23 protein-coding genes and 2 pseudogenes are annotated in these 26,132 nt (G+C 70.1%); 9 read left to right on the plus strand and 16 right to left on the minus strand.

Annotation, left to right across the window (positions count from 1 at the left end):
- Positions 1-205: 205 nt before the first annotated feature.
- On the minus strand, positions 206-1,396 hold the full coding sequence (locus ACZ66S_RS32085) for a S8 family serine peptidase (RefSeq protein WP_469905062.1): 1,191 nt from the start codon (positions 1,394-1,396) through the stop codon (positions 206-208).
- 185 nt (positions 1,397-1,581) lie between these two features.
- Here ACZ66S_RS32085 and ACZ66S_RS32090 point away from each other — a divergent pair, with 185 nt between their 5' ends.
- On the plus strand, positions 1,582-4,896 hold the full coding sequence (locus ACZ66S_RS32090; protein ID WP_469905063.1) for a right-handed parallel beta-helix repeat-containing protein: 3,315 nt from the start codon (positions 1,582-1,584) through the stop codon (positions 4,894-4,896).
- A 133-nt stretch (positions 4,897-5,029) separates the two neighbouring features.
- On the opposite strand, the pseudogene ACZ66S_RS32095 reads toward ACZ66S_RS32090, so the two are convergent.
- From ACZ66S_RS32095 to ACZ66S_RS32110, 4 genes and pseudogenes are all read right to left on the minus strand, one after another.
- Positions 5,030-5,170 (minus strand): annotated as a pseudogene (locus ACZ66S_RS32095) (helix-turn-helix domain-containing protein); the annotation flags it as partial.
- A gap of 147 nt (positions 5,171-5,317) precedes the next feature.
- The gene (locus ACZ66S_RS32100) at positions 5,318-5,683 is read right to left on the minus strand and encodes a hypothetical protein (protein ID WP_469905064.1); all 366 of its coding nucleotides are present in this window, start codon (positions 5,681-5,683) and stop codon (positions 5,318-5,320) included.
- Positions 5,684-5,756: 73 nt separating this feature from the next.
- Positions 5,757-6,026 (minus strand): hypothetical protein, encoded by a 270-nt coding sequence (locus ACZ66S_RS32105; protein ID WP_469905065.1) that lies wholly within the window; start codon positions 6,024-6,026, stop codon positions 5,757-5,759.
- 1,013 nt (positions 6,027-7,039) lie between these two features.
- A complete protein-coding gene (locus ACZ66S_RS32110; RefSeq protein WP_469905066.1) occupies positions 7,040-7,909 on the minus strand; it encodes a LysR family transcriptional regulator in 870 nt (289 codons plus the stop codon).
- A 253-nt stretch (positions 7,910-8,162) separates the two neighbouring features.
- Between ACZ66S_RS32110 and ACZ66S_RS32115 the strand changes: the two genes are divergently transcribed.
- On the plus strand, positions 8,163-9,173 hold the full coding sequence (locus ACZ66S_RS32115; RefSeq protein ID WP_469905067.1) for an alcohol dehydrogenase catalytic domain-containing protein: 1,011 nt from the start codon (positions 8,163-8,165) through the stop codon (positions 9,171-9,173).
- 33 nt (positions 9,174-9,206) lie between these two features.
- Positions 9,207-10,103, plus strand: coding sequence for an SDR family oxidoreductase (locus tag ACZ66S_RS32120; protein ID WP_469905068.1), 897 nt, complete (start codon positions 9,207-9,209; stop codon positions 10,101-10,103).
- A 107-nt stretch (positions 10,104-10,210) separates the two neighbouring features.
- On the opposite strand, the gene ACZ66S_RS32125 is transcribed toward ACZ66S_RS32120, so the two are convergent.
- Both ACZ66S_RS32125 and ACZ66S_RS32130 read right to left on the minus strand, forming a co-directional pair.
- Positions 10,211-10,474: a hypothetical protein gene (locus tag ACZ66S_RS32125; RefSeq protein WP_469905069.1), complete on the minus strand. Its 264-nt coding sequence runs from the start codon at positions 10,472-10,474 to the stop codon at positions 10,211-10,213.
- Positions 10,475-10,604: 130 nt separating this feature from the next.
- On the minus strand, positions 10,605-11,855 hold the full coding sequence (locus tag ACZ66S_RS32130) for an FAD-dependent monooxygenase (protein WP_469905070.1): 1,251 nt from the start codon (positions 11,853-11,855) through the stop codon (positions 10,605-10,607).
- A 73-nt stretch (positions 11,856-11,928) separates the two neighbouring features.
- On the opposite strand from ACZ66S_RS32130, the gene ACZ66S_RS32135 reads away from it, so the two are divergent.
- Positions 11,929-12,555 carry a TetR/AcrR family transcriptional regulator C-terminal domain-containing protein gene (locus ACZ66S_RS32135; RefSeq protein WP_469905071.1) on the plus strand — a complete coding sequence of 209 codons (627 nt, stop codon included), beginning with the start codon at positions 11,929-11,931 and terminating at the stop codon, positions 12,553-12,555.
- Positions 12,556-12,834: 279 nt separating this feature from the next.
- On the opposite strand, the gene ACZ66S_RS32140 is transcribed toward ACZ66S_RS32135, so the two are convergent.
- Both ACZ66S_RS32140 and ACZ66S_RS32145 read right to left on the minus strand, forming a co-directional pair.
- Entirely contained in the window at positions 12,835-13,779 is a 945-nt protein-coding gene (locus ACZ66S_RS32140) for an LLM class F420-dependent oxidoreductase (RefSeq protein ID WP_469905072.1), read from the minus strand.
- Entirely contained in the window at positions 13,776-14,687 is a 912-nt protein-coding gene (locus ACZ66S_RS32145; protein ID WP_469905253.1) for an ABC transporter ATP-binding protein, read from the minus strand. The genes ACZ66S_RS32140 and ACZ66S_RS32145 overlap by 4 nt, the downstream gene beginning before the upstream one ends.
- A gap of 145 nt (positions 14,688-14,832) precedes the next feature.
- On the opposite strand from ACZ66S_RS32145, the gene ACZ66S_RS32150 reads away from it, so the two are divergent.
- Together ACZ66S_RS32150 and ACZ66S_RS32155 are read left to right on the plus strand one after the other, a co-directional pair.
- Complete coding sequence (locus tag ACZ66S_RS32150) at positions 14,833-15,861, plus strand: ABC transporter substrate-binding protein (protein WP_469905073.1); 1,029 nt, start codon at positions 14,833-14,835, stop codon at positions 15,859-15,861.
- 58 nt (positions 15,862-15,919) lie between these two features.
- Positions 15,920-16,657 (plus strand): ABC transporter permease, encoded by a 738-nt coding sequence (locus ACZ66S_RS32155; protein ID WP_469905074.1) that lies wholly within the window; start codon positions 15,920-15,922, stop codon positions 16,655-16,657.
- Positions 16,658-16,780: 123 nt separating this feature from the next.
- Here the strand turns inward: ACZ66S_RS32155 and ACZ66S_RS32160 are convergent.
- A pseudogene (locus tag ACZ66S_RS32160) lies at positions 16,781-16,967 on the minus strand (hypothetical protein).
- Between ACZ66S_RS32160 and ACZ66S_RS32165 the strand changes: the two are divergent.
- Positions 16,926-17,102 carry a hypothetical protein gene (locus ACZ66S_RS32165; RefSeq protein WP_469905263.1) on the plus strand — a complete coding sequence of 59 codons (177 nt, stop codon included), beginning with the start codon at positions 16,926-16,928 and terminating at the stop codon, positions 17,100-17,102. The pseudogene ACZ66S_RS32160 and the gene ACZ66S_RS32165 sit on opposite strands and share 42 nt — an antisense overlap.
- Positions 17,103-17,187: 85 nt before the next feature.
- Positions 17,188-17,790 (plus strand): hypothetical protein, encoded by a 603-nt coding sequence (locus ACZ66S_RS32170; protein ID WP_469905075.1) that lies wholly within the window; start codon positions 17,188-17,190, stop codon positions 17,788-17,790.
- A gap of 836 nt (positions 17,791-18,626) precedes the next feature.
- Here ACZ66S_RS32170 and ACZ66S_RS32175 read toward each other — a convergent pair.
- The 3 genes from ACZ66S_RS32175 to ACZ66S_RS32185 all read right to left on the minus strand — a co-directional run bounded on the left by ACZ66S_RS32175 (position 18,627) and on the right by ACZ66S_RS32185 (position 21,598).
- The gene (locus ACZ66S_RS32175) at positions 18,627-19,997 is read right to left on the minus strand and encodes a Fic family protein (RefSeq protein WP_469905076.1); all 1,371 of its coding nucleotides are present in this window, start codon (positions 19,995-19,997) and stop codon (positions 18,627-18,629) included.
- 156 nt (positions 19,998-20,153) lie between these two features.
- Positions 20,154-20,408, minus strand: coding sequence for a hypothetical protein (locus ACZ66S_RS32180; RefSeq protein ID WP_469905077.1), 255 nt, complete (start codon positions 20,406-20,408; stop codon positions 20,154-20,156).
- A gap of 359 nt (positions 20,409-20,767) precedes the next feature.
- Positions 20,768-21,598 carry a phytanoyl-CoA dioxygenase family protein gene (locus tag ACZ66S_RS32185; protein WP_469905078.1) on the minus strand — a complete coding sequence of 277 codons (831 nt, stop codon included), beginning with the start codon at positions 21,596-21,598 and terminating at the stop codon, positions 20,768-20,770.
- A gap of 119 nt (positions 21,599-21,717) precedes the next feature.
- On the opposite strand from ACZ66S_RS32185, the gene ACZ66S_RS32190 reads away from it, so the two are divergent.
- Positions 21,718-22,584, plus strand: coding sequence for an AraC family transcriptional regulator (locus ACZ66S_RS32190; protein WP_469905079.1), 867 nt, complete (start codon positions 21,718-21,720; stop codon positions 22,582-22,584).
- 418 nt (positions 22,585-23,002) lie between these two features.
- Here ACZ66S_RS32190 and ACZ66S_RS32195 read toward each other — a convergent pair whose 3' ends face one another.
- The 3 genes from ACZ66S_RS32195 to ACZ66S_RS32205 form a co-directional block, all read right to left on the minus strand.
- Positions 23,003-23,911, minus strand: a complete 909-nt coding sequence (locus ACZ66S_RS32195; protein ID WP_469905080.1) for a squalene/phytoene synthase family protein — start codon at positions 23,909-23,911, stop codon at positions 23,003-23,005.
- 392 nt (positions 23,912-24,303) lie between these two features.
- Positions 24,304-25,287 carry a zinc-dependent alcohol dehydrogenase family protein gene (locus ACZ66S_RS32200; protein ID WP_469905081.1) on the minus strand — a complete coding sequence of 328 codons (984 nt, stop codon included), beginning with the start codon at positions 25,285-25,287 and terminating at the stop codon, positions 24,304-24,306.
- Between the two features lie 67 nt (positions 25,288-25,354).
- Positions 25,355-25,927 carry a TetR/AcrR family transcriptional regulator gene (locus ACZ66S_RS32205; RefSeq protein ID WP_469905082.1) on the minus strand — a complete coding sequence of 191 codons (573 nt, stop codon included), beginning with the start codon at positions 25,925-25,927 and terminating at the stop codon, positions 25,355-25,357.
- Positions 25,928-26,132: the final 205 nt, after the last annotated feature.

The raw sequence follows: 26,132 nt of genomic DNA on the forward strand, positions 1-26,132 counted from the left end.
GCGACGTCTGGCGTCTCAGGCAGGGAGGGTGCGATACGGAGGCGCCGAACCGTCGGCGCCGCGGGTCTCGCGCGACACGGCAGCCCAGGTCGCACCCGACACGCCACCGCCAGCCTCAGCCAACTCCGCCCAGTGCGCCGTACGCCCATACGCGACGCGCCACCTCACCGCACCCGCGTCCCCCACACAGCCGCCCCACCCACGCTCAACTGTCCACCGCCCGCCACCCCCGCGCCCGTCCGCGCGGGATCACCACCGCCGCCGCGGCCACCAGGAGCACCACTCCGGCGCTTCCGGCGGCCACGATCAGGGCGCGGTTGCGGGGCTCGGGCGCGGCGTCCGCCGGGACCACGGCCGCCTCGGGGCGGGGCACGCCGCCGGGGGTCTCCGGCAGCACCGTGGTCAGCGCCGCGTAGGGGTCGAGGCGGGGCGGACTGGCCGGGTAGGCGGCCCGCGTCAACCGCTGGGAGACCTCCCCCGCGGACAGCTCTGGGTAGCGTGCCCGGACCTGGGCCGCCGCTCCCGCGACCAGGGCCGCGGCCAGGGACGCGCCGGAGCCGATGTAGTGCCCCTTGCCCGCCGGGCCGATGCCGACCACCGCGTCACCGGGCGCCGCGAGGTCCGCCCCGGCCACCACCGGCGCATTGGCCGGCCGGGTGCCGTCGGGTCCGAAGTCGGTCACCGCCAGCACACCGGTCGCAGCGGCGGGCCAGTACCAGGGCTCCGCCTTCGCCGGCTCGCCGGTCTGGTCCTTGGGCAGCGCGTCGGGCGCGAGCGGCGCCACCACCAGGGCGTCCTTCTTGGCCGCGTACGCGACCGCCGCCGACAGGACGGCCTTGCCCTCGGCAAGCGCACGACCGACGTAGATCACCGAGGCGCCTGCGTCTGCGGCCTCACGTATCGCGTCCGCGAGCCTCTGAGCCGTGACGCCACCGCGCTCGTCCGTGCCCCGTACGGCGAGGATGCGCGCGCGGGGCGCCAACCCGGACGGTCCCGCCGAACCCCCCGCGCCCGGTGCCGCCGCGATCAGTCCCGCCGCGAAGGTGCCGTGTCCGACGCAGTCCCTGTCCGCGCCGGCGAGCGCGGTCACCCTGCCGGACAGACCGGGCGCGCTGTCGCTCACACCGGTGTCCACGACGGCCACGGTCGTCCCGGCTCCCTCGGACAGGGTGAGCGCCCGGGACGCGCCGAGAGAGCTCAACGCCCAGGGCTCTGTGTCGACTTGCCGGGTGGAGGCCGTCGCACACGGCTCGTCCGCAGCCAACGCGGTGCGTACGGCGGGCAGTTCCACGGAGTCGGCCGCCGCGGGAGCGGCCCCGACGGCCACCAGCAGGGCGGCGACGACCGCAGACGCGGCCGAGGAGGCCTGCGGGCGGTGGGTTCGAGCAGCGCGCATGGCGCACATCCTAGGCATGGACCGGAGGGCACATCGCGCCGGTGCCCTTGCTCATCTGCCCTGCCTGTGCTGGAAGTTGGCCATCGGCGTCCCGTAGCGTTCACCGCGTGCGCACCACCGTACGACCGCGCCCCGACGAGGCCGCGCGATCACGGCGGGCGTACCACACCAAGGAGGATCACAGCGTGTCACGGCAGGTGCTCAGGGTCTGTCCAGGCCGATCGGACAGCTTCCAGAAGATCGGCGACGCCCTGGCCAAGGCACGCACGGGCGCGGTGATCCGTATCGCTCCCGGGCGCTACGACGAGAACCTCACCATCAGGACGCGCGTGACCCTCGTGGCCGACGGCGAGCCGGGCAGCGTCGAGATCTGCCCCCGCCGGGGCACGGCCCTCCTGCTCGTCGCCGACGCCGTCCTGCTCACCGACCTGACGCTGCGCGGCGGCAGCGAGGACCTGCCCGTGGTCGACGCGCCCCGCGGCCAGGTCGCCATGGACGGGTGCACCGTCATCGGCTCGGGCTGGACGGCGGTGCTGGCCCGGGAGTCCGGTTCGCTGGCCCTGCGCGGCTGCCGGATCAGCAACCCGGACGGCGCCGGCGTCGTCGACACGGCCTCCACCGGCAGCATCGTCGCCGACTCCCTCATCGAGAATCTCGGCACCTCCGGCGTCGTCATCAGCGAGGAGGCCGACACGACGGTACGCGACTGTCGTATCCGGGACGCCCGGGCCAACGGCATCCTCGCCAACGGCACGGCCCAGGGGCTGGTGGAGCGCTGCGACATCTCCGCGACCGACAAGCCTGCGATCGCCCTCGAAGGCCGCTGCGCCACCCGCGTGGTGCGCAGCGACGTCCATGACACCTCCATCGGCGTCTACGTCACCAGCGGCTCCCGGCCGGTCCTGGAGGAGGTCTCGGTCACCGACACATCGGGCCCCGGCATCCTGCTCGGCTCCGCCGCGGACCCGGAGCTGGTGGGTTGCCGTACCGCACGCACCAAGGGCAGTGGACTGGCCGTCACCGAGCGGTCGCGGGGCTCGTTCCGGGACTGCGTGTTCGACGCGGCCACCGCGCCCGCCATTCGGGTCGTCGGCTCCAGCTCGCCGTTCCTGACCGGCACCTCGGTGCGTGACTGCGCCGACAAGGACTGCGCGGTGCTGCTGGAGGACGAGTCGGCGGCGGAGTTCGACACCCTGCTGATAGCGGATCCGGCCGGCGCCGGCATCCGGATCCGCACGGCGGCCAATCCCCTGCTGCGCGGCGCCCGGATCACCTCGCCGGGCGGCCACGGCGTGGAGGTCGTCGAGGACGGGCGCGGGCGGCTGGAGCAGTGCGAGATCGACCGGGCGGGCGGCGCGGGCCTGCGGATCGCCTCGGGCGGGCGGCCCGAGATTCGCGACACGGTCGTACGCGACGCGGTCGCCGCCGGGGTGTCCGTCGCCGCGGCGGGCTTCGGGGCGCTGCGGGACTGCCGGGTCGAGTCCGGCACGGCCTCCGGTCTCGTGGTGGACAACGGCGGCGAACTCTCCGCGCTGCGCACCCATGTCACCGACTGCGGTGCCCACGGCGTCCTGGTGTCCAACGGCGGCCGGGCCGCCCTGACCGGCTGCCAGATCAGCGGCAACGTCGGCGACGGCATCCGCGTCGACAGCTCCGAGCCGGTGACCGCCACCGACTGCACCGTACGGGACAACCGCGGCGCGGGCCTGCGGCAGTCCCGGGTGAACGACCAGCTCGGCGTGCACGACTTGAACAGCACGGGCAACGGCGCTCAGGACGCCTGGGGCGACACCCTGCCCGCGAACGTCGCGGCGGCCGCACCCGGCGGCACCGAACAGGCCAAGGCGCCCCAAGGGCCCCTGGAGCAACTGGAGTCGCTCGTCGGACTGGCCGACGTCAAGCACCAGGTGCACACCCTGGTGAACCTCAACCAGCTCGCCCAGCGTCGCGTCCAACTCGGCATGCCCGTCCCGTCGATGAGCCGCCACCTGGTCTTCTCCGGACCACCCGGCACCGGCAAGACCACGGTCGCCCGCCTCTACGGCGGCATCCTCGCCGATCTGGGCGTGCTGCGGTCCGGACACCTGGTGGAGGTCTCACGCGCCGATCTCGTCGCCCAGGTCATCGGCGGTACGGCCATCAAGACCACGGAGGCGTTCAACGACGCCCTCGGCGGGGTGCTGTTCATCGACGAGGCGTACACCCTGTTGTCCGACAGCAAGGGATCCGGCGCCGACTTCGGCCGGGAGGCCGTGGACACCCTGCTGAAGCTGATGGAGGACCACCGCGACGACGTGGTCGTGATCGCGGCCGGATATACCTCCGACATGGACGCCTTCCTCTCCTCCAACGCGGGCCTGGCCTCGCGGTTCACGCGGACCATCGCGTTCGAGAACTACTCGGTGGACGAGCTGGTGACCATCACCGAGAACATGTGCGCGGCGCACCGCTACGAGCTGACCCCGGCGACGCTGGAGGCCCTCGGACGGCACTACGAACGGATGCCGCGCGACGCCGCGTTCGGCAACGGCCGTGCGGCCCGCAAGGTGTTCGAGGAGATGGTGGACCGGCAGGCCCACCGGCTCGGCGCCATGGCCAACCCGGCCGAGAGCGACCTGAGCCTGCTGCTGCCCGAGGACGTGGCCTCGGACGCCGGCGCCGCCGACACCGGACCGGGCGCCCCGGAACTCCTCGCGGAACTGCACGCGATGGTCGGTCTGGCCGCCGTCAAGAACGAGGTGACCTCGCTGGTCAACCTCCTGACCGCCACCGAGCAACGCCGGGCCGCCGGACTGCCCGTCCCCAAGATCAGCCACCATCTGGTCTTCTCGGGCCCGCCCGGCACCGGCAAGACCACGGTGGCCCGCCTCTACGCGGATCTGCTGCGCTCCCTCGGCGTCCTGCCCAAGGGCCAGCTCGTGGAGGTCGCACGCGCCGACCTGGTCGGCCGCTACGTCGGCCACACCGCGCAGCTCACCAAGGAGGCCTTCGAACGGGCCCTGGGAGGCGTGCTGTTCGTCGACGAGGCGTACACGCTCACCCCCGAGGGCGTCACCTCCGACTTCGGCCGTGAGGCGGTCGACACCCTGCTCAAGCTCATGGAGGACCACCGCGACGAGGTCGTCGTGATCGCGGCCGGCTACACCCGGGAAATGGACCGCTTCCTGGCCTCCAACCCGGGCCTGGCCTCGCGGTTCTCCCGGACCGTGGAGTTCGAGAACTACACCACCGGCGAACTCCTCGACATCCTCACCCGGGCCGCCTCGGGCTACGGCTACGACTGCTCCCCGGAGGCCCTCACCGCGCTCGGCACCTACATCGACGCCCTGCCCCGCGACCGCTCCTTCGGCAACGCGCGGACGGCCCGCCGCCTGTTGGAGACCATGATGACCCGCCAGGCGGGACGCATCGGGGCGCTGCCCGCTCCGGGTCTGGACGACCTGCGCATGCTGCTCCCGGAGGACCTGCCGCCCCAGCCCACGGGGACCAGCCCGCACTAGACCACCGACCTCACATCGGACAGCGGTCCCGGCCGGCCCCTGCGCGTCGTAGGAGCGCGGCCGACCGAAGCTCGCCCCCTAAACCGCTCGCGGACACGCTCGTAGAGGGCGGGCCCGGGCTCCTGCGTCGTCCGGCCCTGAGACCGACCGCCAACGTCAGCTCAAGGACCCGCTGCGGCGAGGCGAGGTCCGCAAACAGCTCCCGGAGTTGCGCCCTCCGGTACCGGACCGTCTGCGGACGGACGAACAACTCCGCCGCCACCTCGTCACGCCTACGTGATCGTCGGCGGCGGCGACATAGGCCCGACGGGCCGTGTGCTGATCATCCACACCGGCACAAGCTCCGGTGGGGCGAGAACGGGAGACCGCCGGGACCGGTGCGGGCCGGCCCGGCGGTCGCTGCTCCGTGGCGAAGGGGGCGCTACGGCCGGTTGAGGGTGATGGAGTTGATCGGCGTGAGGTTCTCGTACGCCCAGTCGTCCTGGAACAGGATCTCGACGCAGTTGGTGCCGCCGTAGTTCTTGCACAGGTTGGCGGTGGCGCCGCCGTACTGGTTGTTGAGGACCCAATGGTCCCCGTACTGGTTGCTCAGGTTGTGGTAGCCGTAGCTGGAGTACTGGACCGTCGGGTGCGGGTCGTTGAACGGTTCGACACCCTGGGGCCAGATGCACACGTTGCCGGACCTGCATCCGTACACCGTGGAGTCCCCGGCGGACGCGGCCTGGGCCGCGCCGCTCATCGCCACCACTGCCGTGGCCGCAGTCGCGAACGCGACGGCGGTGCTCATCACCTTGCGCATGTTTCCCCCAAGCGAGGCGGACATTTGTCTGTGCCTTGTGGTCATGCTCTACGGCCGCGGGTCAGGCGTCGTCCCAGCAGTAACCGTTCTCGACGGACAGGCCGGCGTACTTGTCACCCTTCAAGTACACAGCGCTCACCCAGTACGAGTAGCGGCTGCCCTTCTTGCCCGTGGCCACCCAGACGTCGTTCGAGTAGCCGTTGTCGGTGATGGTCTCGCCCCACTTCCAGCACAGTCCATAGACCGTGTAGTTGGCCGGGTACACGTCCTCCCAGGCGCTCTTCGAGGTCGGGTAGTCCCGTACGTTCACCCGCTCGTACGTCGTGATCATCGCGCCTTGAGCCGCTGACGCCGGGCCGGTAGCTATTGCGGAGCAGCCGGCGACCAACGCAGCGACCAGGGCCGCCTTGACGGCATGCCTCATACGTTCCCCCTGTTCATCCAACGGTCACAGCGACAGTCGCACGCACCAGCCAGGGGCGCCATGTATTCGATCCCCTTCGAAACGACTGCCTTCGCCCCTCGAACCGGCAGGTCACCACCGAGATTCCGCGCCGACTGCACGTGCGCTCCACCCGGATCACCCGTGGCGCTGCGGGTGGGCGGCCCCCTGACGCCCCTCCTGCTGCGTCACTCCAACAAGTGTTCTGCTTGGGTTGGTCCATGACTTCTGTCGGGGCATCGGACGAGACACGAGCGGGGTCCGAGCTTGCGGTCTGGTTCGGCGGGGCGTCCATTGCGTGCTGGCTCTGTTGCCCGTTCTGGATACTGGTCTGCTTCATCGCGCTGCCCCTGGCCCTTGTCGGACTCGTGCGGGCCGGTGTCGAGTACCGCGCATCGAAGTGGGGGCGAGCGAGCAGGCCGCGAGCCGTAGTGGGTGCCGTGTTGTCCCTCCTGGGGGCAACAGCGGCGATCACCTACATCATTTTTCTGGCCACCCATCCGGATCTTCCCATCCAGGGGTAGCGGTCCGCGCCACAAACTTCCCAACTGTGACGGGGCTGAATGACACCGTCTCGGCCGCGTTCACCGCCGCCTGCGGGCACCTCGGCACCATCAGCCACCCGTTCTGCCAGCACCTGCCCGGCTACTCCGGATCCGACGTCACCCGCCGCGGCGCCGACACCTGCAGGGTCTCAGAGCTCCAGGATCTCTTCGACGAATGGCTGGTGCACTTGCCACCGCCGGCCCCACGAAGGCCTGCGCCACCCTTTGATGCCGAGAACGGCCCTCCCCCCGAACCAGACGTGGGCCGCGCTCACCGCCGTCACCGCCCCCTGACCGGCAGCGACTCCCGTATGCAGAGCCAAGGCGGGGTCCAAAAGCGGTGCGGCCGGTTCAGAATCAGGCCCTCCCCCAGCTCCTCGACTTCGCGACCTCGATGAAGTCCGCGACGAGGGGGGTGCGCCGGTCGTCGTCCCAGGCCAGGGCCACCTGGCCGCCGGGGACGTCGGTGACGGGGACGTGGGCGATGTCCGCCCGGGGGAAGACGGCCGCGACCGGCCTCGGTACCAGTGCCACACCGCGCCCCGCGCTGACGTACATCATGAGTTCCTCCATGTCGTGGAAGAACGGGCCGGGCGGGGCCTTGGTGCCGTCCGGGCGAGGGTCGCCGTTCCAGACGGCCGACCAGCCCGGCTCCGCGTCGGCGTACTGCAGCAGGGGTTCGTCCAGGACCGCCGCGAGGTCCATCGCGTCCTGGACCGCCAGCGGATGACCGGCCGGCAGGACCACGCTGAGCTGTTCCCGGTAGAGCGGCAGCACGCTCAGCCGCTGCGAGCCGAGGGGCAGCCGCACGAAACCGATGTCGACGTCGCCGTCGAGGATCGCCCGCGTCTGGGTCCACCAGCGCATGCGGACCAGCTCGACGATCACGTCCGGGTGGCGTGCCGAGAACCCGTGCAGCGGGGTGGCGGCGTCGGTGCCGAGCATGAAGCCGACCGTCAGCGAGCGCACGCCGGACCCGATCCGGCGGACCCGGTCCTGGGCCGCTTCCGCGGCCGCCAGCAGGTCCTTGGCGTCGTGCAGCAACTGCCGGCCCGCGGGCGTCAGCACCACGTCCCGGCTGCTGCGGATGAGCAGGGCGGTGCCGAGGTCGTGCTCCAACTGCTGGATCTGGCGCGAGAGCGCGGGCTGGGTGACATGCAGTGCGAGCGCCGCCTGCCCGAAGTGCAGCCGTTCGGCGACCGCCACGAACGAGCGGAGCCTGCGCAAGTCCAGATCTGCCGGTCCGCCTCGCATCTCATCCGCCCGTCTCTCTGCGTCGATGCCGTGTGCTCATCGAAAGCCTCAGGAGAGGCATTGGACCCGTGCGCAGCCACGGCGGAGACTCGGAGCACGTACCGCAGAACGCCCAGGCCCCGCAGCGACACGCCCTTCCCAGCAGTCTAGGAGCCGCCACCCTCCAGGTCTCCCGGTACGGCGAAAGGTGCCGCTCGCTGCCCGGCCCCGCACCCTTGGAGTCCCTATGCGTGCTGCCGTAGCCACCGGGGTCGACGCCCCGCTCACGCTCACCGACCTCGACGTCCCCCAGCCCGGCACCGGCGAGGTCCTCGTCAAGGTGACCGCGTGCGGCGTCTGCTACTCGGACCTGAACCTGCTCCGCGGCCACTACCCCTTCGCCCGCTTCCCCGTCGTGCCCGGCCACGAGATCACCGGGGTGGTGACGGCCGTCGGCGAGGGCGTGACGTTCCCCGAGGTCGGCCACGCCGTGGGAGCCCAGTTCCTCTACGACTCCTGCGGCCACTGTGACTACTGCGTGCGCGGCGACCAGATCCTGTGTCCGCGCAAGCGGATCACCGGTGTCGTGGCCGACGGCGGCTACGCCGAGTACGCGCTGCTGAAGGCGGGCTACGTCACGCCGCTGCCGGCGGGCCTCGACCCCGTCGCCGCCGCCCCGCTGATGTGCGCGGGGATCACCGCGTTCAACGGGCTGCGGCAGGGCGGCGCCCGGCCCGGCTCCCGGATCGCCGTCATCGGCGCCGGTGGCATCGGTGCGCTCGCCATCCGCTACGCCGTCGCCATGGGCGCCCGCGTCGCCGTAATCGGCCGCTCGGCACGCGGCGAGGAGCAGGCGAAGACACTCGGTGCCGAGCGGTACGTCGCCACGTCCGAGACCGACCCGGCCGAGGCCCTGAAGGCCTGGGACGGCGGCGCGGACCTGATCCTGAACGCCGCACCGTCGACCGACGCGGCCGCGGCCACCCTCGGCGGCCTGGCCCCCGACGGCACCCTGATGCTGTGCGGCTACGGCCCGCAACCCCTGGTCCTGCCCACCCAGCCCATGGTCCTCAACCGGCTGCACGTGGCGGCCAACCCGTCCGGCTCGCCGCACGACCTGCGCGACACCCTCAGCTTCTCCGCCGCGCACGGCATCCTGCCCGACGTCACGCCGATCACCCTCGACCAGGCCCCGGCCACCCTCGACGCGATGGGCGCCGGCACCGCCCACGGCCGCAGCGTCGTCGCCTTCGCCTGACCGCCCCCGCCCCACCGCCTCAAGGAGCACGAGATGCCGTACGTCATCCTGGTCACCGGTGCCTCCAGCGGCTTCGGCGCGCTGACCGCCCGCGCCCTCGCCGACGCCGGACACACGGTCTACGCCGGCATACGCCAGACCACCGGACGCAACGCGCCGGCCGTAGCCGACGTCCGGGCATACGCCGACGAGCACGGGGTCCGGCTGCGCTCGGTAGAGCTCGACGTCTCCACTCAGGACTCCGTCGACGCCGCCGTCGCCGCCATCGGCTCCGAGGCGGGCGACATCGACGTCGTGATCCACAACGTCGGCCACATGGTCCTCGGCCCCGCCGAGTCCTTCACCCCGGAACAGATCGCCCAGATCTACGACACCAACGTCGTCTCGACCCAGCGGGTCAACCGCGCCGTACTGCCGCAGATGCGCAAGCGCCGCGACGGACTGCTGGTGTGGGTCGGCTCCTCCAGCACCTACGGCGGCACACCCCCGTACCTCGGGCCCTACTTCGCCGCCAAGGGCGCCATGGACCACCTCGCGAAGAGCTACGCCGTGGAGCTGTCCCGGTTCGGCATCGACAGCGCGATCGTCGTCCCCGGCTCGTTCACCTCGGGCACCAACCACTTCGCCCACGCCATGCACCCCGAGGACACCGCCACCGCGGAGGCGTACGAGACCTACTACGCCCACCTGATGGACGACGTCGGCAAGCGCCTCGCGGCCCTGGCGCCCCCGGACGCCGACGTGCGGGAGGTGGCCCGGGCCATCGTCACCATCGTCGACACCCCCAAGGGCAGCAGGCCCTTCCGGACCACCATCGACCCGGCCGACGACGGCTCCGAGACGGTAAGCGACATCGCCGACCGGATCCGCGCCCAGTTCTACGAACGGATCGGCTTCACCGACCTGCTCACCACACGTACGGCTGATTGACCGGCAGCCCCACCCGCGGAAACGGCCACCGCGTCCGGCCGACCGACCTGACCGTCGGCACGTACATGGCGTCCGCCGGATGAGTCCCAGGTCATCTGGCGTCGGCGCTAGCGTGGCCGGGCGCGGCAACCTCCGACGGGAGCGGGTCGGGGGTTGGGGGGGCAGGAGGCGCGGCGGATGACGGCTGCGGAGTCGATGACCTGCGGTCCGAACCTGTCGCAGGTCCGGTCGACGGCGGTCTCTGCGTCGAGGCGCTTCTCGCGGGCGTCGTCGAGGGAGAGCTGCCAGGCGACCTGGTCGGCGTCGATGAGGTCCTCGCCATTCAGGACCAGGGCGGGCAGGCGGCCGCGTTGCAGGCCTGCGGCGTCCATGACCTGGTAGGCGAGCTTGCGAACTGCAGGGTCGGCGGCGACTGGTCTTCGCCGGCCCCGACCCGCCGCACGGCTTGGTCGACAGAGCGGCGTGTCTCAACGGCCATCGGCCCCCGATGTCCGGCCGCTTTCAGACGGCGCTGATCGGCGCCGGGTTCTCGGGGAGCTGCCAGATGCCGCCGCGGTCCTCCTTCGAAAAGCGCGCGGCGAGATCGGGAACGTGCAGGAAGCAGGCCAGTGCGGTGGCGGCCTGGAAGGCGTCGATCGCACGCTGGGTCATCGGCATGCCCAGGCGCAGGAGACGCGGGTTCACCTCGCCCTGGATCTCGTCGACGAAGGGTCGCAGCACGCTGTCGTAGTTCGCCAGTGCGGTCGGCACGTCGCCCGGGTGCCGGTTGATCTCGCCGGCCAGGACGTGGGCGCCCACCAGGCCGCCGGAGATGCCCATGCCGCTGTACGGGGAAGCGCAGTGGGCGGCGTCGCCGACAAGGACCACGCGGCCCTTGGACCAGGTGTCGGTTCGGACCTGGACGATCTCCTGGGAGTAGAAGAAAGGGCTCGTCCGCATGCCGTCGATGAAGCGCGCGGTCTGCCAGCCCGCGTCGCGGAACCTGCTCGCCCAGACCTCCCGCTGGCGCTCGACGGGTTCCCGGTGGATCGCCGAGGCCTCCTCGGACTCCTCCCGCATCACGAAGTACACCTGGGTCTCGGTCGGGTTGTGGCTGCGGCGCATGATCTGGCGGCCGCCCGGGACCATGTAGGTGTCGCGGACGTTGGTGTCGGACGCGATGCGCGGGATGAACCAGTAGGCCATGTGAATGCCGACCCGCCAGTACGGATCGAAACCCTCCGGGAGGATCGCCTGCCGGATGCGTGATCCCTGCCCGTCCGCGCCGACCAGGAGGTCGTACTCGCCGGAGGACCCGTCGGAGAAGTGCGCGACGACCTTCTGTTCGTCCTGCTCGAAGCCGTCCACGCTCACGCCGAAGACGTACTCGGTGTCGTCCTTCGACGCGTCGTGCAGGATGCGTACCAGGTCACCGCGCATGATTTCGTACTCGGACGTGAGGGTCTGCCGGCCCCGGCCGGAGGTGTTGGCCATGATCGTCGCCCTGGCCCTGCCGCGCGCGTCGACGAAGGCGACACCCGCTTCGTCCACCAGCTTGCCGCGCACGGCGTCAAGAAGCCCCATCCGCTCGACGGCCTCGATGCCCTGCCCCCGGAGGTCGACCTGCGCCCCGGCGGCCCGCAGCGCCGGAAAGCGTTCGACGACCGTCACCCTGTGTCCGCCGCGCGTGAGCCAGAAAGCCAGCGCCTGGCCTGCTATCCCGCCGCCGGCAACAAGGACCCGCAGGGAGCGCGCTCCCGATCCGTTGGCCATGCCCATCACTCCAAAAAATCTATCAGTGAATGATTGCTCTTCAGAGTCATCTATCAGTGATAGATTTGTCAACGTGACCAAGGTGAACCGCGAGATCGTCGTCTCCGAAGCGCTCGACCTGCTCGACGAGGTCGGGCTGGACACGGTCAGTACCCGGCGGCTGGCGAAGCGACTGGGCGTCGAACAGCCCTCGCTCTACTGGTACTTCCGCACCAAGAAGGACCTCCTCGCCGCCATGGCTGAGGCAGCCATGGCACCGCATGCGGCCATGCCCCTGCCGACGCCCGACGACGACTGGCGCGACTGGTTCCTGGACAACACGCGAAGCTTCCGGCGCACCCTGCTGATGCGCCGGGACGGCGCACGTCTCCACGCAGGCAGCACCCCCGCCGGCGACCTCGACCGGATCCGCCGCAAGATGGACTTCCTGATCGCCTCCGGAGTGCCAGAGCGGGATGCGCAGATGGCAATGCTCGCCGCAGGCCGTTACACGGTCGGCAGTGTCCTGGAAGAACAGGCGGACGGCGGTCCCGGCGACGGCTCGGATCCACCGGCGGACATGCCTGCGATCGACCACGAATCGGCATTCGAGGCCGGCCTGACCCTCATCCTGGACGGCCTGGTGCACCGCACCGCGGCGCAAGTCGCCTCCCTGCCGGCAGACGACCGTTTGACGACAGGCGGCCGACGTGTCCAATGAGCCCGTGCATTCCGGGGGTTCGCGGCGGCGTGAACTCCATTCGGCGCGCAGCATATCCAGGACGTAGTTCGGTACCTGTCACCGCGAAGGCACCCGGCGGGCAGGGGCGTGTGGAGGACACGCCACTCACCGACCTCACCGGCATCGTGCTGCGGATCGCACCCGTCGGCTCCCGCACGACGAGGGTCGAACGCACCCGTTCCTGACCGCGCGCCACCCGGGCTCGCCCGAGGAAACCCTCGCCACCTAGGCACGGCAGCGCCCCGTGGCTTTCACGCTCTACAACTGCGGGAGCACCTCACCGGCGATGAGTTCCAGATGGTCGAGGTCATGGAAGTCGATCAACCGCAGATGGATACGGGTCGTGCCGATCGCGGCGAACTCACCGAGCCGTTCGACGAGTTGGGCCGGGGACCCGACCACCGCATCCTCCGGCGGCAACGCGCTCTTGGCGTGGAGCGGGGCGGCCCGCCGTCGCACATCCGCGTCCGTACGACCGATGGCCGCCACGACACCGGCCGACAGCACCAGTGGTGGCCGGCCGGCGTAGGCCCGCCCGGTCCGATCGCACGCCTCGGCCACCCGTCGGTACGCGCGGGCGGTCTCGGCCACCGACTTGAAAGGCATGTTGAACTCATCGGCGTACCGGGCCGCCAACTCCGGGGTGCGCTTGGGGCCGCGGCCCCCCACGATGATGGGCGGCCCCGGCACCTGCACGGGCCTCGGGAGGGCGGGCGCGTCGACGAGCTGGTAGTGGTCGCCGCGATAGCTGAAGCTCTCGCCGACCGGTGTGCGCCACAGGCCGGTGATCACCGCCAGTTGCTCCTCCAGCCGATCGAAGCGCTCCGGCGCGGGCGGGAACGGGATGCCGTACGAGGTGTGTTCCCGTTCGTACCATCCCGCACCGAGGCCCAGTTCGACCCGCCCTGCGCTCATGCGGTCCACCTGCGCCACCATCACGGCAAGCGGCCCCGGCAGCCGGAAGGTGGCCGAGGTGACCAGGGTGCCCAGCCGGATCCTGGAGGTCTCCCGGGCGAGCGCGCCGAGCGTGAGCCAGGCGTCGGTGGGGCCGGGCAGGCCGGGATCTGCACCCATCGTCTGATAGTGATCGGCCCTGAAGAAGCCTTCGAAACCGCCGGCCTCGACGAGTTGTGCGAAGCGCCGCTGATCCTCGTAGTCGGCGCCGCGGTGCGGCTCGGTGAAGACGCAGATCCGCAGGCTCATCGCTGCTCCGTTTCGTCCGTCCCGGACAGGTCGCGTTCCATCAGCAGTTCGTGCAGATCGGCGCTGCACCGGGCCACTTCGCTCAGGTGCGCGGTTCGGCCCAGCGTCCTCGGCCGAGGTATGGCGATCTCGACGATCTTGCGGATCCGGCCCGGGCGCGGGGTGAGCACCACCACCCGGTCGGCGAGCAGGACGGCCTCGTCTATCGAATGGGTGACGAAGACGACGGTGGAGGAGTTCTCGAGGTGGATGCGTTGCAGCTCCACGGCGAGGTCCGCACGGGTCAGTGCGTCGAGTGCGGAGAAGGGCTCGTCCATGAGCAGCACCCGTGGCTCGCCCATGAGTGACCGGCACAGCGCCACACGCTGCTGCATACCGCCGGACAGTTCGTGCGGCCGGTGTTTCTCGAAGCCGTTCAGTCCGGCCGTCTCCAGCAGCCGGTATGCCCGCTCGCGGTGCTTCGCCTTGTTCCAGCCGAAGATCTCCACGGGCAGCAGGACATTGTCGAGAACGGACCGCCAGGGCAGCAGGGCCGGCCGCTGGAACAGCATGGCGACATCGCGCCGGGCTCCCGTGACCCGCTCGCCGCCGACGGTGATTTCGCCCTCGGTGACCGGCAGGAGACCGGCGATCAGCCGGAGCAACGTGGACTTGCCGCACCCGGACCGGCCCACCACCGCCACGAACTCGCTCTCGGCGATGTGAAGGCCGATGTCCTGGAGCGCCGCGGTCGAGCCGGACCGGCTGGTGAAGCTCCGGGACACACCGGTGAGTCTGATCATCCGGCGGTCTCCCCATCCACGGGCAATCGTCGTGCCGGCCGGGTCATGTCGCCCGATCAGGCTACCCGCAGCAGGCTGATCGGCGGTACCTGTCGTCCGGCCGATGCAGGCACCGATGACATACATCTGGCCCACAACTACCCATCCCCCGTACGCTGTTGCCTGCACCACGTGTCATGCCCTCGGCAGCTCCGTGCCGCCGTTCCGTCTCGTCTGTCTCGACGCCCCTCCGCCATCGCGTTCGGCAGCCGGAAAGGACAACACTGTGCGCATGATCCGGTTCGCCCGTACGGTCACCGCGGCAGCCCTGACCACCGCGCTGGCGCTGACGGCGGGCTGCGGCGGCTCGGATTCCGACGCGGACACCGGTGACGACGGCAGGGCGCTGAAGAAGGTGACCTACCTGACCTCCTTCGGCAACTTCGGCCGGGACGCGTACGCCTGGGTCGCGAAGGACAAGGGGTTCTTCGAAGAGGCCGGCTTCGACGTGAGGATCAGGCCGGGGCAGGGCACCGGCGGCGTGATCCCGGCCGTCGTCAGCGACCAGGCGCAGTTCGGCCCGATCGACCTGACGGGAGGTCTGCTGCACATGGGCAACGGCCAGTCGAAGGGCTTCGTCGCGGTGGCCGCCATCCAGCAGCACACCATGGCCGCGATCGCCACCACCGAGGGCAACGGCATCGCCACACCGAAGGACCTCGAGGGCAAACGGCTAGCCGACACGCCCGGCTCCGTCGTACGCAACCTCTTCCCGACGTACGCCCGGCTGGCCGGCGTGGACGCCGGCAAGGTGACCTGGGTCAATGGCGAGGCCCAGACCCTGATGGGTACCCTCGCCGGCGGCTCGGTGGACGGTATCGGCCAGTTCGTGGTGGGCAAGCCGACCATCGAGGCGGTGACGAAGAAGAAGGCCGTGCTGCTGCCGTACAGCGACGTGATTCCCGACCTGTACGGGAACGTACTGATCACGTCCAAGAAGATCGCCGAGCAGGATCCGCAGATGGTGCGGCGGTTCACCGCCGCGCTGCTCAAGGGCCTGGAGTTCAGCCTCGCCCACTCGAAGGAAGCCTCCGAAATCCTGAGGCGGAACGTGGACACCACGAAACCGGCCGCTGCGGCAGCCGAGTTGGAATTGATGGCCGCGTACGTCACTCCGAAAGACGGTTCCGGCACGACGATCGGAACGCTGGACTCCGGGCGGGTGGCGAGGGGCATCAAGATGCTGGAGGACGCGGGCGCGCTGCCGAAGGGGATGACCCCTGAGCAGATCATCGACTTCGGCCTGGTGCCGAAGGCCTGAGTCCGTGCCAGGAGTCGGTCCACGTCGTGGGACGGGTGTCGGCGTCGGGCTGCTGCCGGTGGCCGGGCTGCTGGTCGCGCTCGGCGTGTGGTGGCTTCTCACGTCGGCACTGGAGGTGATCCACCCGGCGGTACTGCCTCCGCCGGGTGCTGTGCTCTCGGCGTTCACCGCAACCCCGGCCCGGTTCCTGGAACACACCGGCGACACCACGGTGGAGACGGTGGTCGGGTTCGTTCTGTCCAGCGCCTGCGGAGTTCTGATCGGACTGTCGCTGGCCGCCTCACGGGGGCTGGAACGCATGTTCACGCCGCTGCTGGTAGCCGTCAACGCGGTTCCGAAGATCGCGCTCGGCCCCCTGTTGGTGGGGGCGCTCGGATGGGGGCAGAAACCGGTCCTGACCATGGTCTTCCTGCTCTGCTTCTTCCCGATCGTGCTGTCCACGGCGACCGGCCTGACCTCGACCCCGGCGGACCTGGCCGAGTTGGCGCGCTCGCTGGATGCCTCTCGCTGGCAGGCATTCCGGAAGGTACGGTTTCCCGCCGCGCTGCCGCAGATCTTCGTCGGGCTGAAGGTGGCCATGCCGCTCGCCGCGATCGGCGCGGTCATCGGCGAGTTCCAGGCCGGTGAGGCTGGGCTGGGCTATCTGATCGTGCAAGCCGGCGGGGTGGGCGACACCGCCACCGCCTGGGCCGCGATCATCCTGATCGGGTTGATGAGCATCCTTCTCTACTTTGCCTTGGTGTTGTTGGAACGGTTCGCACTGCCCTGGGTCAGGGACACCACCTGGCACGACTGACGTACGAGGCCTTGACGCGGTCGAGGGCGTGGAGCTCCGCCTCGTCCGTGATGGCATCGGGCTGCTTGGCGGCAGCGTCGGAGAACGGTACTCGGGCACGGCGGCCGCACGGGTGAGGAGGCTTCAGGCGACGGCCGACCTCTGCTGGACAAGGCGTGCCAGATGCTGCTCGCACAGGTCTTCCCAGAGTGTGCTGTTCGGGGTCAGGCAGTCCGTTGGCGGCGATGTCCTCGAGGACGGCCGCGAACTGGTCGGTACCAGCCCAGGCTTGAGCCGCGACCGCGCGTACGGCATCACCCAGACCATGCAGCCGTTCTCCGAGACGTTCTCCTCAGCATCGAAGTACCGTCTGCTGGACAAGGACGAATACCGGGTGACCTTCCCCGAGTTCGCGCACTGCGACGCGTCCGCGGTGACCGTGTCGTGCACCGATCCGAAGCCGTGACCTGCCGCTAGGCCACGGCGCAGACTAAGGCGGGAGGCTGAGGCCCTCCCGCCTTGGTCGCACCCCCTAAAGCCAGGAGTAGACATTGAACGACGGGATCACCTGGCTGGCCGACGCATGGCGCGGAGACGCCCCCATCTTGTTCGTCACCTGCGCACGTGGCATCAGCCCAAGTGACCTCGTGGTCCGGCTCGGCGCCCGGCCCGGAGAAGTGCTCGACCCGATTACCTTCGCCGAGGCCGAGCGGCTGACATTCAACGACCGCGAATCAGCCCGCGTAGCCCGCTTCGGTGAATGTGCGGGCTGGTCCTACGCCGTGGAGCAAGGCTGGCACTCCAAGGCGTGGTGGGCTCACCCCGACGTGTCCGCAGGCGAGGTCGAGATCCTGCACCTGACCCCGAAGCCGGACGACCCTCCCAGAGAGTGCTGGTACTACCGCGACGGCCAGACGATCGGTCGCTTCGACATCGGTGACATCCCAGACGGGGACATGGAGTTCATGCTCCCCGCATTCGAAGAAGCCGGACTCCTCAATGATGACGTGAGCGAGGAGTTCGACTCGCTGCATGCGACCCTGACCGCCGTGCAGCAGCACTTCGGGTTGTCCCTGCCACGCGAGCAAATCCTCAATGGCCGGCTGCCCGCAGCGGTAACAGCGGCCGTACCTCCGGAAAACCTGGGTGACTAACGAGCAGGGCAACGCCTAGATGAGGCTCACCGGCCGGTGCCGCTACCGCTGCGCGCCCGATGCGGTACGCAGCGCGCGAGTCAGCATCGGGCGCTGGGCGGAACGAAGGTCTTCGACGCACGCTGGACGTCGACGAAGCCGACGACCCTCGCCATCGGCCTAGCTCTGACCGGCGCCGACTCTCGTGCAGCCGAGCCAACTTCGGCCTGCGGACGGCCCGGCAGATTACAAACGAACGATTGCAGGGTTGCGGCGCCTCGTCGTTCGCCCGGTTCGGGCGCATCACCGGCTCGGAGACTCGCCCACCCAACGTCTGTGCAGTCCTCTCGAGAAGCGAGTGCGACGTGTTCACGGAACCGGTAGATCTTCGTGTCGGTCGCGGCCCTGCGCAGAGCGGCGAGCGCCTCGATCCATTCCACGGCGTCTTCGGGCAGGGTGTAGGGCTGCCCGTTGAGCCGTTGTGCCGCGCGGGGCGCCGACGGAACCTTGTCCGGGGCTCGGAGCCGACGGTGCGCACGACCGTCTGGCTGAGGTGTCACGGAAGAGGCCGAGGAGCATGCTCTCGCCCCCTTGCTCCCCCATGTCACACCCCCCAACCCCCGCCCCGACCCGCACCAGCCCCCCATCCCTGCGGAACGTCAGCTTGGGAGATCAAACTGATCAAGGGGCTGAACCATGGACTGCGCACGAAACGGCGGAGCCTGGAAGTGCCCAGCACGCCCTTCGTCCCCGTGACGGTGGGCGACCCGCCGCCACCCTCCCTCACGCCTCCATCCGCACCGTCCGCAGATTTCGGGCCCTGCTTTCCCCGATACGGGCCAGGGCCATGCCCACCGCTAGGAGTCGGGGGAAGCGGTGTTGCGTCGGGTCTCCGCGAGGTGGATGTCGATGTACCGAGTGAGGATCAGTGCGTCCTGCGGCTCGTCCGCCTGGAAGGTGACGCGGCGCAGCAGGCTGACTCCGTCGAGCGCGACGCCCTCGCGGGCGAGGACGAAGACGAGAGCGAGGAAGGCACACCGGGCGTTGCCGTCGTCGAACGGGTGGAAGAAGCAGACGTCGAGATAGGCGCGTGCGGCCCGGACGGTAAGGGGAAGAGTCTGCTCAGCAGAGCGCGCGCTCTCGGCCAGACAGGCATCAAGGCGGGCTTGTGTATCCGAGCCGATGCCGTAGCGCTCCCTGCCCCCCTTGGCGAAGGCCGGCAGGCTACGGAATGGCGGCGGCTGCGGTGTGCCCAGGACGTGCTGCTGCCAGCGCTGGAGCAGCCCGACGTCGAGCACGGCTCCGTGCGCCGCATCGGCCCGCAGCAACTCCAGTGCGGCAAGCATGCCCCGCGCGCGGGCGGGATCCAAGGCACCATCGAAGGCGCGTATGTCGTCCGCCGCCCCGTCGCGCGACGGGACTACCGGTTCGTCCCCGCCGCTGTCCGGAGCGTCCTGCCACGGCACGCTCTTGCGCACCGTGAGCCAGCGTTCAAGGTGGTCCAGCGCGGGTGGGACGGACATGTCGCCGTCGTCCGGCCCCAGCGACAACGCGAGCCGCTCCGCGACATCATCGACCAGCACAATGTCGGGGCCGGTCCAGCTCGCGAACCGCCCGCCGATCGCCTCGTCGACCAGCTCTTGCGCGCGCTCGGGCGCGACGCTCCAGCGGCTGAGGAACCAGGTGAGCACTTGACGGCAGTGCCCGTGCCAACCGCTGCCGCAGCCGGTGCGGTCACTCACCTGCAGGATCAGGTTCCGGGCGGCGCGCTCCCACAGAATTCGCTGGTCCTCGATACCGGCCAGGTCCAGCGGGTATGCGTCGAACCATCCGGCGAGACTCTCCAGCCACTCGCGCCATTCGCACAGCGCCGCGACCACACGGGTGAGCGTCTCCTCAGGGGTGGTGATCGAGTGCCGGGGGCAGCACCAGTTCCCGACGGGTCCTCCGTCGAAGTCGCCTTCGTCGTGCGCCCAGCGCCAGCCCACCGTCCAGCGGCCGTAGTGCTCGGCGAGAGCCTGCGACATGGCGTCGGCCCAGGGCCGTCCATGGCTCCTCGGCCAGTCACTCACATCCGGGTCACCGAAGGGGACTTCCGCGCGGCTGAGCAACCCCCGAGCCGGTCCAAGCGAGCGCACCACCTGCGGCGCTGACGCACCATCGAAGAAGTGCTGGGCGGGACTCACATCGTCCCAGGTCAGGAAGCGGGGGGCCAGCTCGACAATCACCGCGCAAGCCTGCCCGTCCAACCCATTGCACTTCAAGCGGATTACCCCAGAGTCCGGCGGAATGGCATGACAGGAGCGGCCACCACTCGAGACGACCACGACCGGGCCTTCGCGGTGCGCGGCGAGGGCGTAGGCGAGCCAGGCGTCGACATCGGCCTACACGTATCCGCCCGCACGGCAGGTGAGTTCGTCGCGGACGGTTTCGTCGCCGTCGCGGGACTCGGTCTGCTCCCCCATGCCCAGCTCGCGCAGCGCCTGGAGCTCATCGGCACGGGCCGCGATCCGCGCGGCTCCGCGATGTTCGGCTTCTCGGGCAGCAGCGACCGCGGCGGCGTCGGCGGCGAACTCGGCCTGGACGACTTCGTACGCGTCCGGGTCGTAGACACTGGCCGACCTCGCGTTGGCCAACATCCGGGCGATGCACCCCACCCAGCGAGTTCCGCAGGACCGCGGACGTCGTGGGCCAGGTCTTTGTGCCTGGAAACCTGCCGCGCGTCGAACTGTGCGTCCTCTAGGCCCGCTGCGACCGCGCCGGTGTCCATCCCTCTCCCCCGACGCCGGACGACGCGGCGGCCAATGCGGACGGAATCGACCGGCTACCGGGGTACGGCGACACGTACGGCGAGCGGACTGCGCGCAGTGGGCGGCCAAGGCGTGGTCATCATCGGCCTCGCATGCGTGTGGGGATTCCGAGCGGGCCGCCGCCGCAGCGCTGGGCGGCGGCCCGCCGAATATGTGTGACTGAGCGCGCCAGTTGGCGGATGAGCGCTCTATTTGGCGGACTGAGCATGATGGTTGGCGGGGCCGGCGTTCTGCCCGTCGGGACCGGAGGTGGTCCGTCCCAGGCCCCGGCGGATCGCGATCTCCACGGGTGAGTACGCGCCGTCGGCCCGCTCCAGTTCGTACGGCGTGGCCGGCATCAGCGGCGGCTGGGCCATGAAGCGCGGCCTCACCCCGTGGTGCGGCTGTGCCGCGTGTACCAGGAACGGATGGCACAGGAAGACGTCACCCGGGGAACCGGTGGCGAGGGCGAGCGGTCGGTGAGCGGATGCCGCTACGAGATCTGGCGCGATGGCCAGGCCGCTCGCGCCCTCTTCCCCGTACGGTTCCAGCACCTTCGGCACGTCGAGGTGGGACCCGATCCGGATCCGCGTCGGGGCGTCGTCTTCCCCGACCTCGCTGAACAGGAAAAGCATCAGCAGGGCCCGGCCGCGTGAGCGGAGATTGGTGAAAGGCCAGGTCTCTCCCTCCACCGCATAGCTGCCCTCGATGTGCCAGCCCGCGTCGTCGGGCTCCTCCTCGTGCGGGAAGCGCAGCGGGAACGTGCCGAGCGAGTAGCGCGGCTCCCAGCGCCCGGCGCCGACCAACAGGTCGTACGCGCGGTGCAGGGCCGGGGAATTGGGTGCGGCGGCGAAGGGTCCCTGTGCCATCCCGCCGACCCAGTGCACGGGCTGCGTCCACGTCTCCGGGGCGTCCGGGTCGCAGCCCGTCTCCCGCCACAGCAGCCGCGCGCAGCTCTCGGCCACGCGGGGCGCGACGGCGCCCTCCAGCTTGACGAAGCCGTCGCGGAGGAAGCGGGTCACCAAGGTCGTGTCGTCCATGCCTCCATCGTGCGGCGCCGCCCGTCCCGGTCACCCGACACTTGCCGCACCGCTTTTCTCGGGTGCGGCGTGCAGGACCACGCCTGATTGAATCGATGCTCGGGATCTTGGAGGCAAGCGTGCTGGAGCGGCTCAATCAGGCCATGGAGCACATCGAGCGGCAGCTCGACAGCTCCGTCGACGTAGGCGAACTGGCGCGGGTTGCGGCCACCTCGGAGTACCACCTGCGGCGGATGTTCTCGGCGCTCGCCGGGATGCCGCTGTCGGAGTACATCAGGCGCCGACGGCTGACTGTGGCGGGCGCGGAGGTACTGGCCGGTGAGCGGACGCTGCTGGAGATCGCGGTGCGTTACGGATACGGCTCGGGCGAGGCATTCGCGCGGGCGTTCCGCGCGGTGCACGGCGTAGGGCCCGGCGAGGCGAGGCGCACCGGCGCGGCGCTCAGCTCCCAGCCTCGGATGGCCTTCCGCCTCATCGTCGACGGGGGCAGCAGCATGCGCTACCGCGTCGTGCACAAGCCGGAGTTCAGCATTGTCGGGGCGAAGGCTCGGGTGCCGCTCGTGCACTCGGGGCCGAACCAGGCGATCATCGATTTCGTCCGCGGGATCGACAACCAGGCAAAGGAGCGGTTGGAGAAGCTGTCCGATCAGGAGCCGCGCGGCATCCTCGCGGTCTGTGACGATCTCGATCCCAGCCGGGCGGAGGGCACCGACCTCGACTACTACCACGGGGTCGTCACCTCGGCGCCCCCGCCGGAGGGCATGGCCACGCTGACCGTGCCGGCCGGGATTTGGGCGGTCTTCACCGCCTCGGGGCCGGCGCCGGAAGCGATCCAGGCGCTGTGGCGGGATGTGTTCACCGAGTGGTTCCCATCGAACCCGTACCAAAGCCGCCCCGGGCCGGAAATCCTTCGTATACGGATGTCGGCGGACGGCAGCGAGGCGGATGCCGAGCTGTGGCTGCCGGTGGAACAGGAAGCCGATTGATTGGCCGATGCGGCGCAGTGGGGTCGCACCCGGACTGGACGGCGCCCCGGACCGGAACGTACTGAGCTGCAGCGGCACTAGGCCTTCGGAAGTTGGTGGCCGACGCCGAGGACCAGGAGTGCGATGGCCAGGGCCCGGACCGCCCGGTGCTGTGCGCACTGGATCGCGAGCTAGTGCCGATGGGCGCGCCGCTGCTCGATGTGAGCCGTCGGCCTCTCCGCAGGACGGCAGGGTGCGGGAGGCGTGCGGTATGCCGCGGCCGACTCGGGGATGGCCGCGGCGCCCGCGCCTGGCACGTGGCGTTGTCAATCGCAGGGGTGGTGTGCGGGGCAGTGCCTGGGCTGCCGAAGTCCCGGGCGTGTGTCGGACGTTGTGGTCAATCCCCGCTGAGCCAACCAGGGTGGTGGAGTCGGGCAGTTCAGTGTTGCTTACGAGCACGTCGGCGAGCGCTCAGCAGCACTTGTAGTGAGCCCATGACCGACGGGGATGCGGACCCGTGGAGCAGTTGAGGGCCACGCGCCAACGCCGCATCCGCGGTGAGCAGTTCAATGTCGACGACTGCCGCCATCAACACCCCGTTGGGGTTCGCGGTCAAGGCGGGCAGTGACTTGGCGGTCAGGAGCGAGGCGCGGGCCGTTTCGATCTCATGCTTCACAAGCTCCCGTACGCCCGGCGACTGGTGTCTGTCCGCGAGGTCCTTCTCGGTCACGCAGAAGCGTTCCAGTGTCTGTGTCGGGATGCCCATACGCCCCTCCGCCAGGTCCTCGGCGAGGTCGTTGACGAAGTCCAGCCGCTGGCTGCCGTCGATGAACACCCGGCATCCGGCCCGGTAGTCCCCGGCGTCGTGCTCGGGCCCCAGCAGTGAGGCGACCAGCATGAAGGCGGGCAGTGAGTAAGCGTCCACGTAGGCCTGGTAGTCGGCCTCGGTGGCGAAGCCGGCGAACTCCAACTCGGCGGTGGCCGTGGACAAGTACTCGTCCACGACCTCGCGCAGGCGCGGATAGACCGCCGTGGTGTTCAGCAGCGTACGGATCAGCGGATCGTTACTCACCCCGCTGTCCAACGCCTTACGCACCTCCTGCTCCCACGACCCCCATGCCGCGACTCGCTGGGGCTTCGGGCCGGTGTCCAACAGGTTGTCCCCGTGATGCATCACTGCCGTCGCCGCCACCACATGGGGCAGCACGGCCCTCGGCAACAGCAGGCGAGCCGCGAGGTATGAGGCACGCTTGAAGCGCGCGACGGAATCGCGCTGGGCGCCGTAGTCCCGCCGAAGGTCCGGCTCCCGAATCCCTGCGGCGTCCAAACTCTGATTCCACACGTTCATGGGCCGATCGTAGGCAGGACTGGCCGGCCGGTCAGCCGGCCTAGCCGATGTCAGGGACCTCGATCCGGCCGACGCATGGCCTGTAAGGGCCTCGAGCAACAGCGTCCGTGCCTTCCTGGCCCCCTCGCCCTCCTTCTCCCGCGGCGCCCCTGGCGTGCCGTCCACGGTTGCTCTCCGGCACGAAATTGCGCGAGAGCGAGCGAGGCGGTGTTGGTCCAAAAGACCCCCACCGAAACGCTTTTGAGGTCGTCGCCTCACTCCGGATCTGGCGAACCGGGGGTGGCTCGGGCGAAGCCGTGAGAGGTTCACGACACGAAGTGGGCAGTGATCGAACCGCTGTTGCGGAGGGTCGAGCGTTGGTCCAAAAGCCTTGTGCCAGCAGCCCGTTCGGTTCAGCCGACCTCGATCACCACCTTGCCCTGCGCGGTGCCGTTCTCGACGGCAGCGTGGGCTGCGGCGACCTCGTCGAGGGTGAAGTGCCTAGGGTCGAGCTGGGGCTTGAGCGCCCCAGCGTCGGCGAGCGCGGCCGCCTCGCGCATGATCTCGCCGTGGTGCTCCCGCCCGCGCCCGGTCAGCAGAGGCAGGAGGGTGAAGACGCCGGAGTAGGTCGCCCCTCGGAAGGACAGGGGTGCGAGGCTGTGGGTTCCCCAGCCCAGCGCGCTCACGACGTGCCCGGTGTAGGTGCGTACCGCTGTGAAGGAGTCGTCGAGGACGGGTCCGCCGACGGTATCGAAGACGATGTCGAAGCCCTCGCCGCCGGTGTGATTGGCGACGTACTCCTCCACGGTCGTATTCGTGTAGTCGATCGGGTGGGCTCCCAGATCTTCGACGGCCTTCAGGCGTGCGGGTGAGGCGGTGGCGAAGACGTCGGCGCCGCGGGCCCGGGCGATCTGTACGGCCACGTGGCCGATACCGCCGGCCCCGCCGTGGATGAGGACCTTCTGCCCCGCGTGGATTCCGGCCCGGTCGACCAGGCCCTCCCAGGCCGTGATGGTGACCAGGGGCAGGGCCGCGGCCTCCCGCATGGTGAGTGCGGCCGGCTTTCGGGCGATCAGTCGGGCGTCGACGGCCGCGTACTCGGCGAGTGAGCCCTGCACATCGCCGACGCCACCGGTCATGCCGAAGACCTCGTCGCCGGGCGCGAAGTCCTGAACGCCGGGGCCCACCTGCTCGACCACGCCGGCGAGGTCCAGGCCGAGGACGGCCGGCAGGGTGCGCTGGGCGTGGGCGGCCTTGCCGGCCCGAATCTTGGTGTCCAGCGGGTTGACGCCACTGGCCTTGATCTTCACCAGCACCTGGCCTGGACCGGCGGTGGGCTTGTCGATCTCGCCCAACACCAGCGGGGTGTCGAATTCATGGAGCACCACTGCGCGCATGACTGCGCCTCTTTCCTGACGTACTGAATCGATGTGGGGACGGCGTGGGGGCTGCACCGGAACGGAGTCAGGTGCGGGCGGACACGAGCAGGCGCGCCGCGGACTTCGCCTCCTCGACGACAACGGGGTCCTGGAGTAGGCGTCCGGAGGCCAGGGCGCCGTCGATGAGCAGGCCGATGTGCCGGGCGAGCGCGCCGGGGACGTCCGCGCCTGCCTGTTCGCACAGCTCGGTCAGCCATGCCTGACGGCGCTGTGTGTGCTGCACGGTGATGGCCCGCGCCGGCGAGTCGAGGTCGGCCTCGACTGCGGCGCTGACGAACGGGCAGCCGAAGAAGCCGTGCCGGTCGAAGGCGTCCGTGAGGGCGTCGAACAGGGCGACGAGCTGCTCTCGGGGGTCGTCCCCGCTCCGGGCGGCGGCGTCCTGCATCTGTGCCATCCAGGAGTCGTCCGTCCTGCGCAGGTATGCCGCGACGAGCTCCTCCTTGGTCCGGAAGTGCGCATAGAGCGTTGCCTTGGCGATGCCCGCCGTCGCGATGACCTGATCGACGCCTACGCCGCGCAGCCCGTTGGCGTGGAACAGCTCCGCCGCCGCGTTGAGGATCCTCTCCTCGGATTTCGTCTTCCTGGTCTGCGTCACCATCGCCGTACCTCCTTAATCAGACAGACTAGTCTGTCTGATTAAGGACTGCAAGTGAAGGCTGCGGGATGGACTGAGGGCTGCGCACAGGCCGGTCGGGCATGGCCGCCGGGCCGCGTTGCACCCTCCTGCCGGAAGACCGGGGGCCGGCTTGAGCCGGTTGACGCATCCGCCCTGCTCGGCGCCGAATCAGCGAGGGTGAGCAGAG

The sequence above is a fragment of the Streptomyces sp. NPDC107471 genome, from assembly GCF_055582845.1.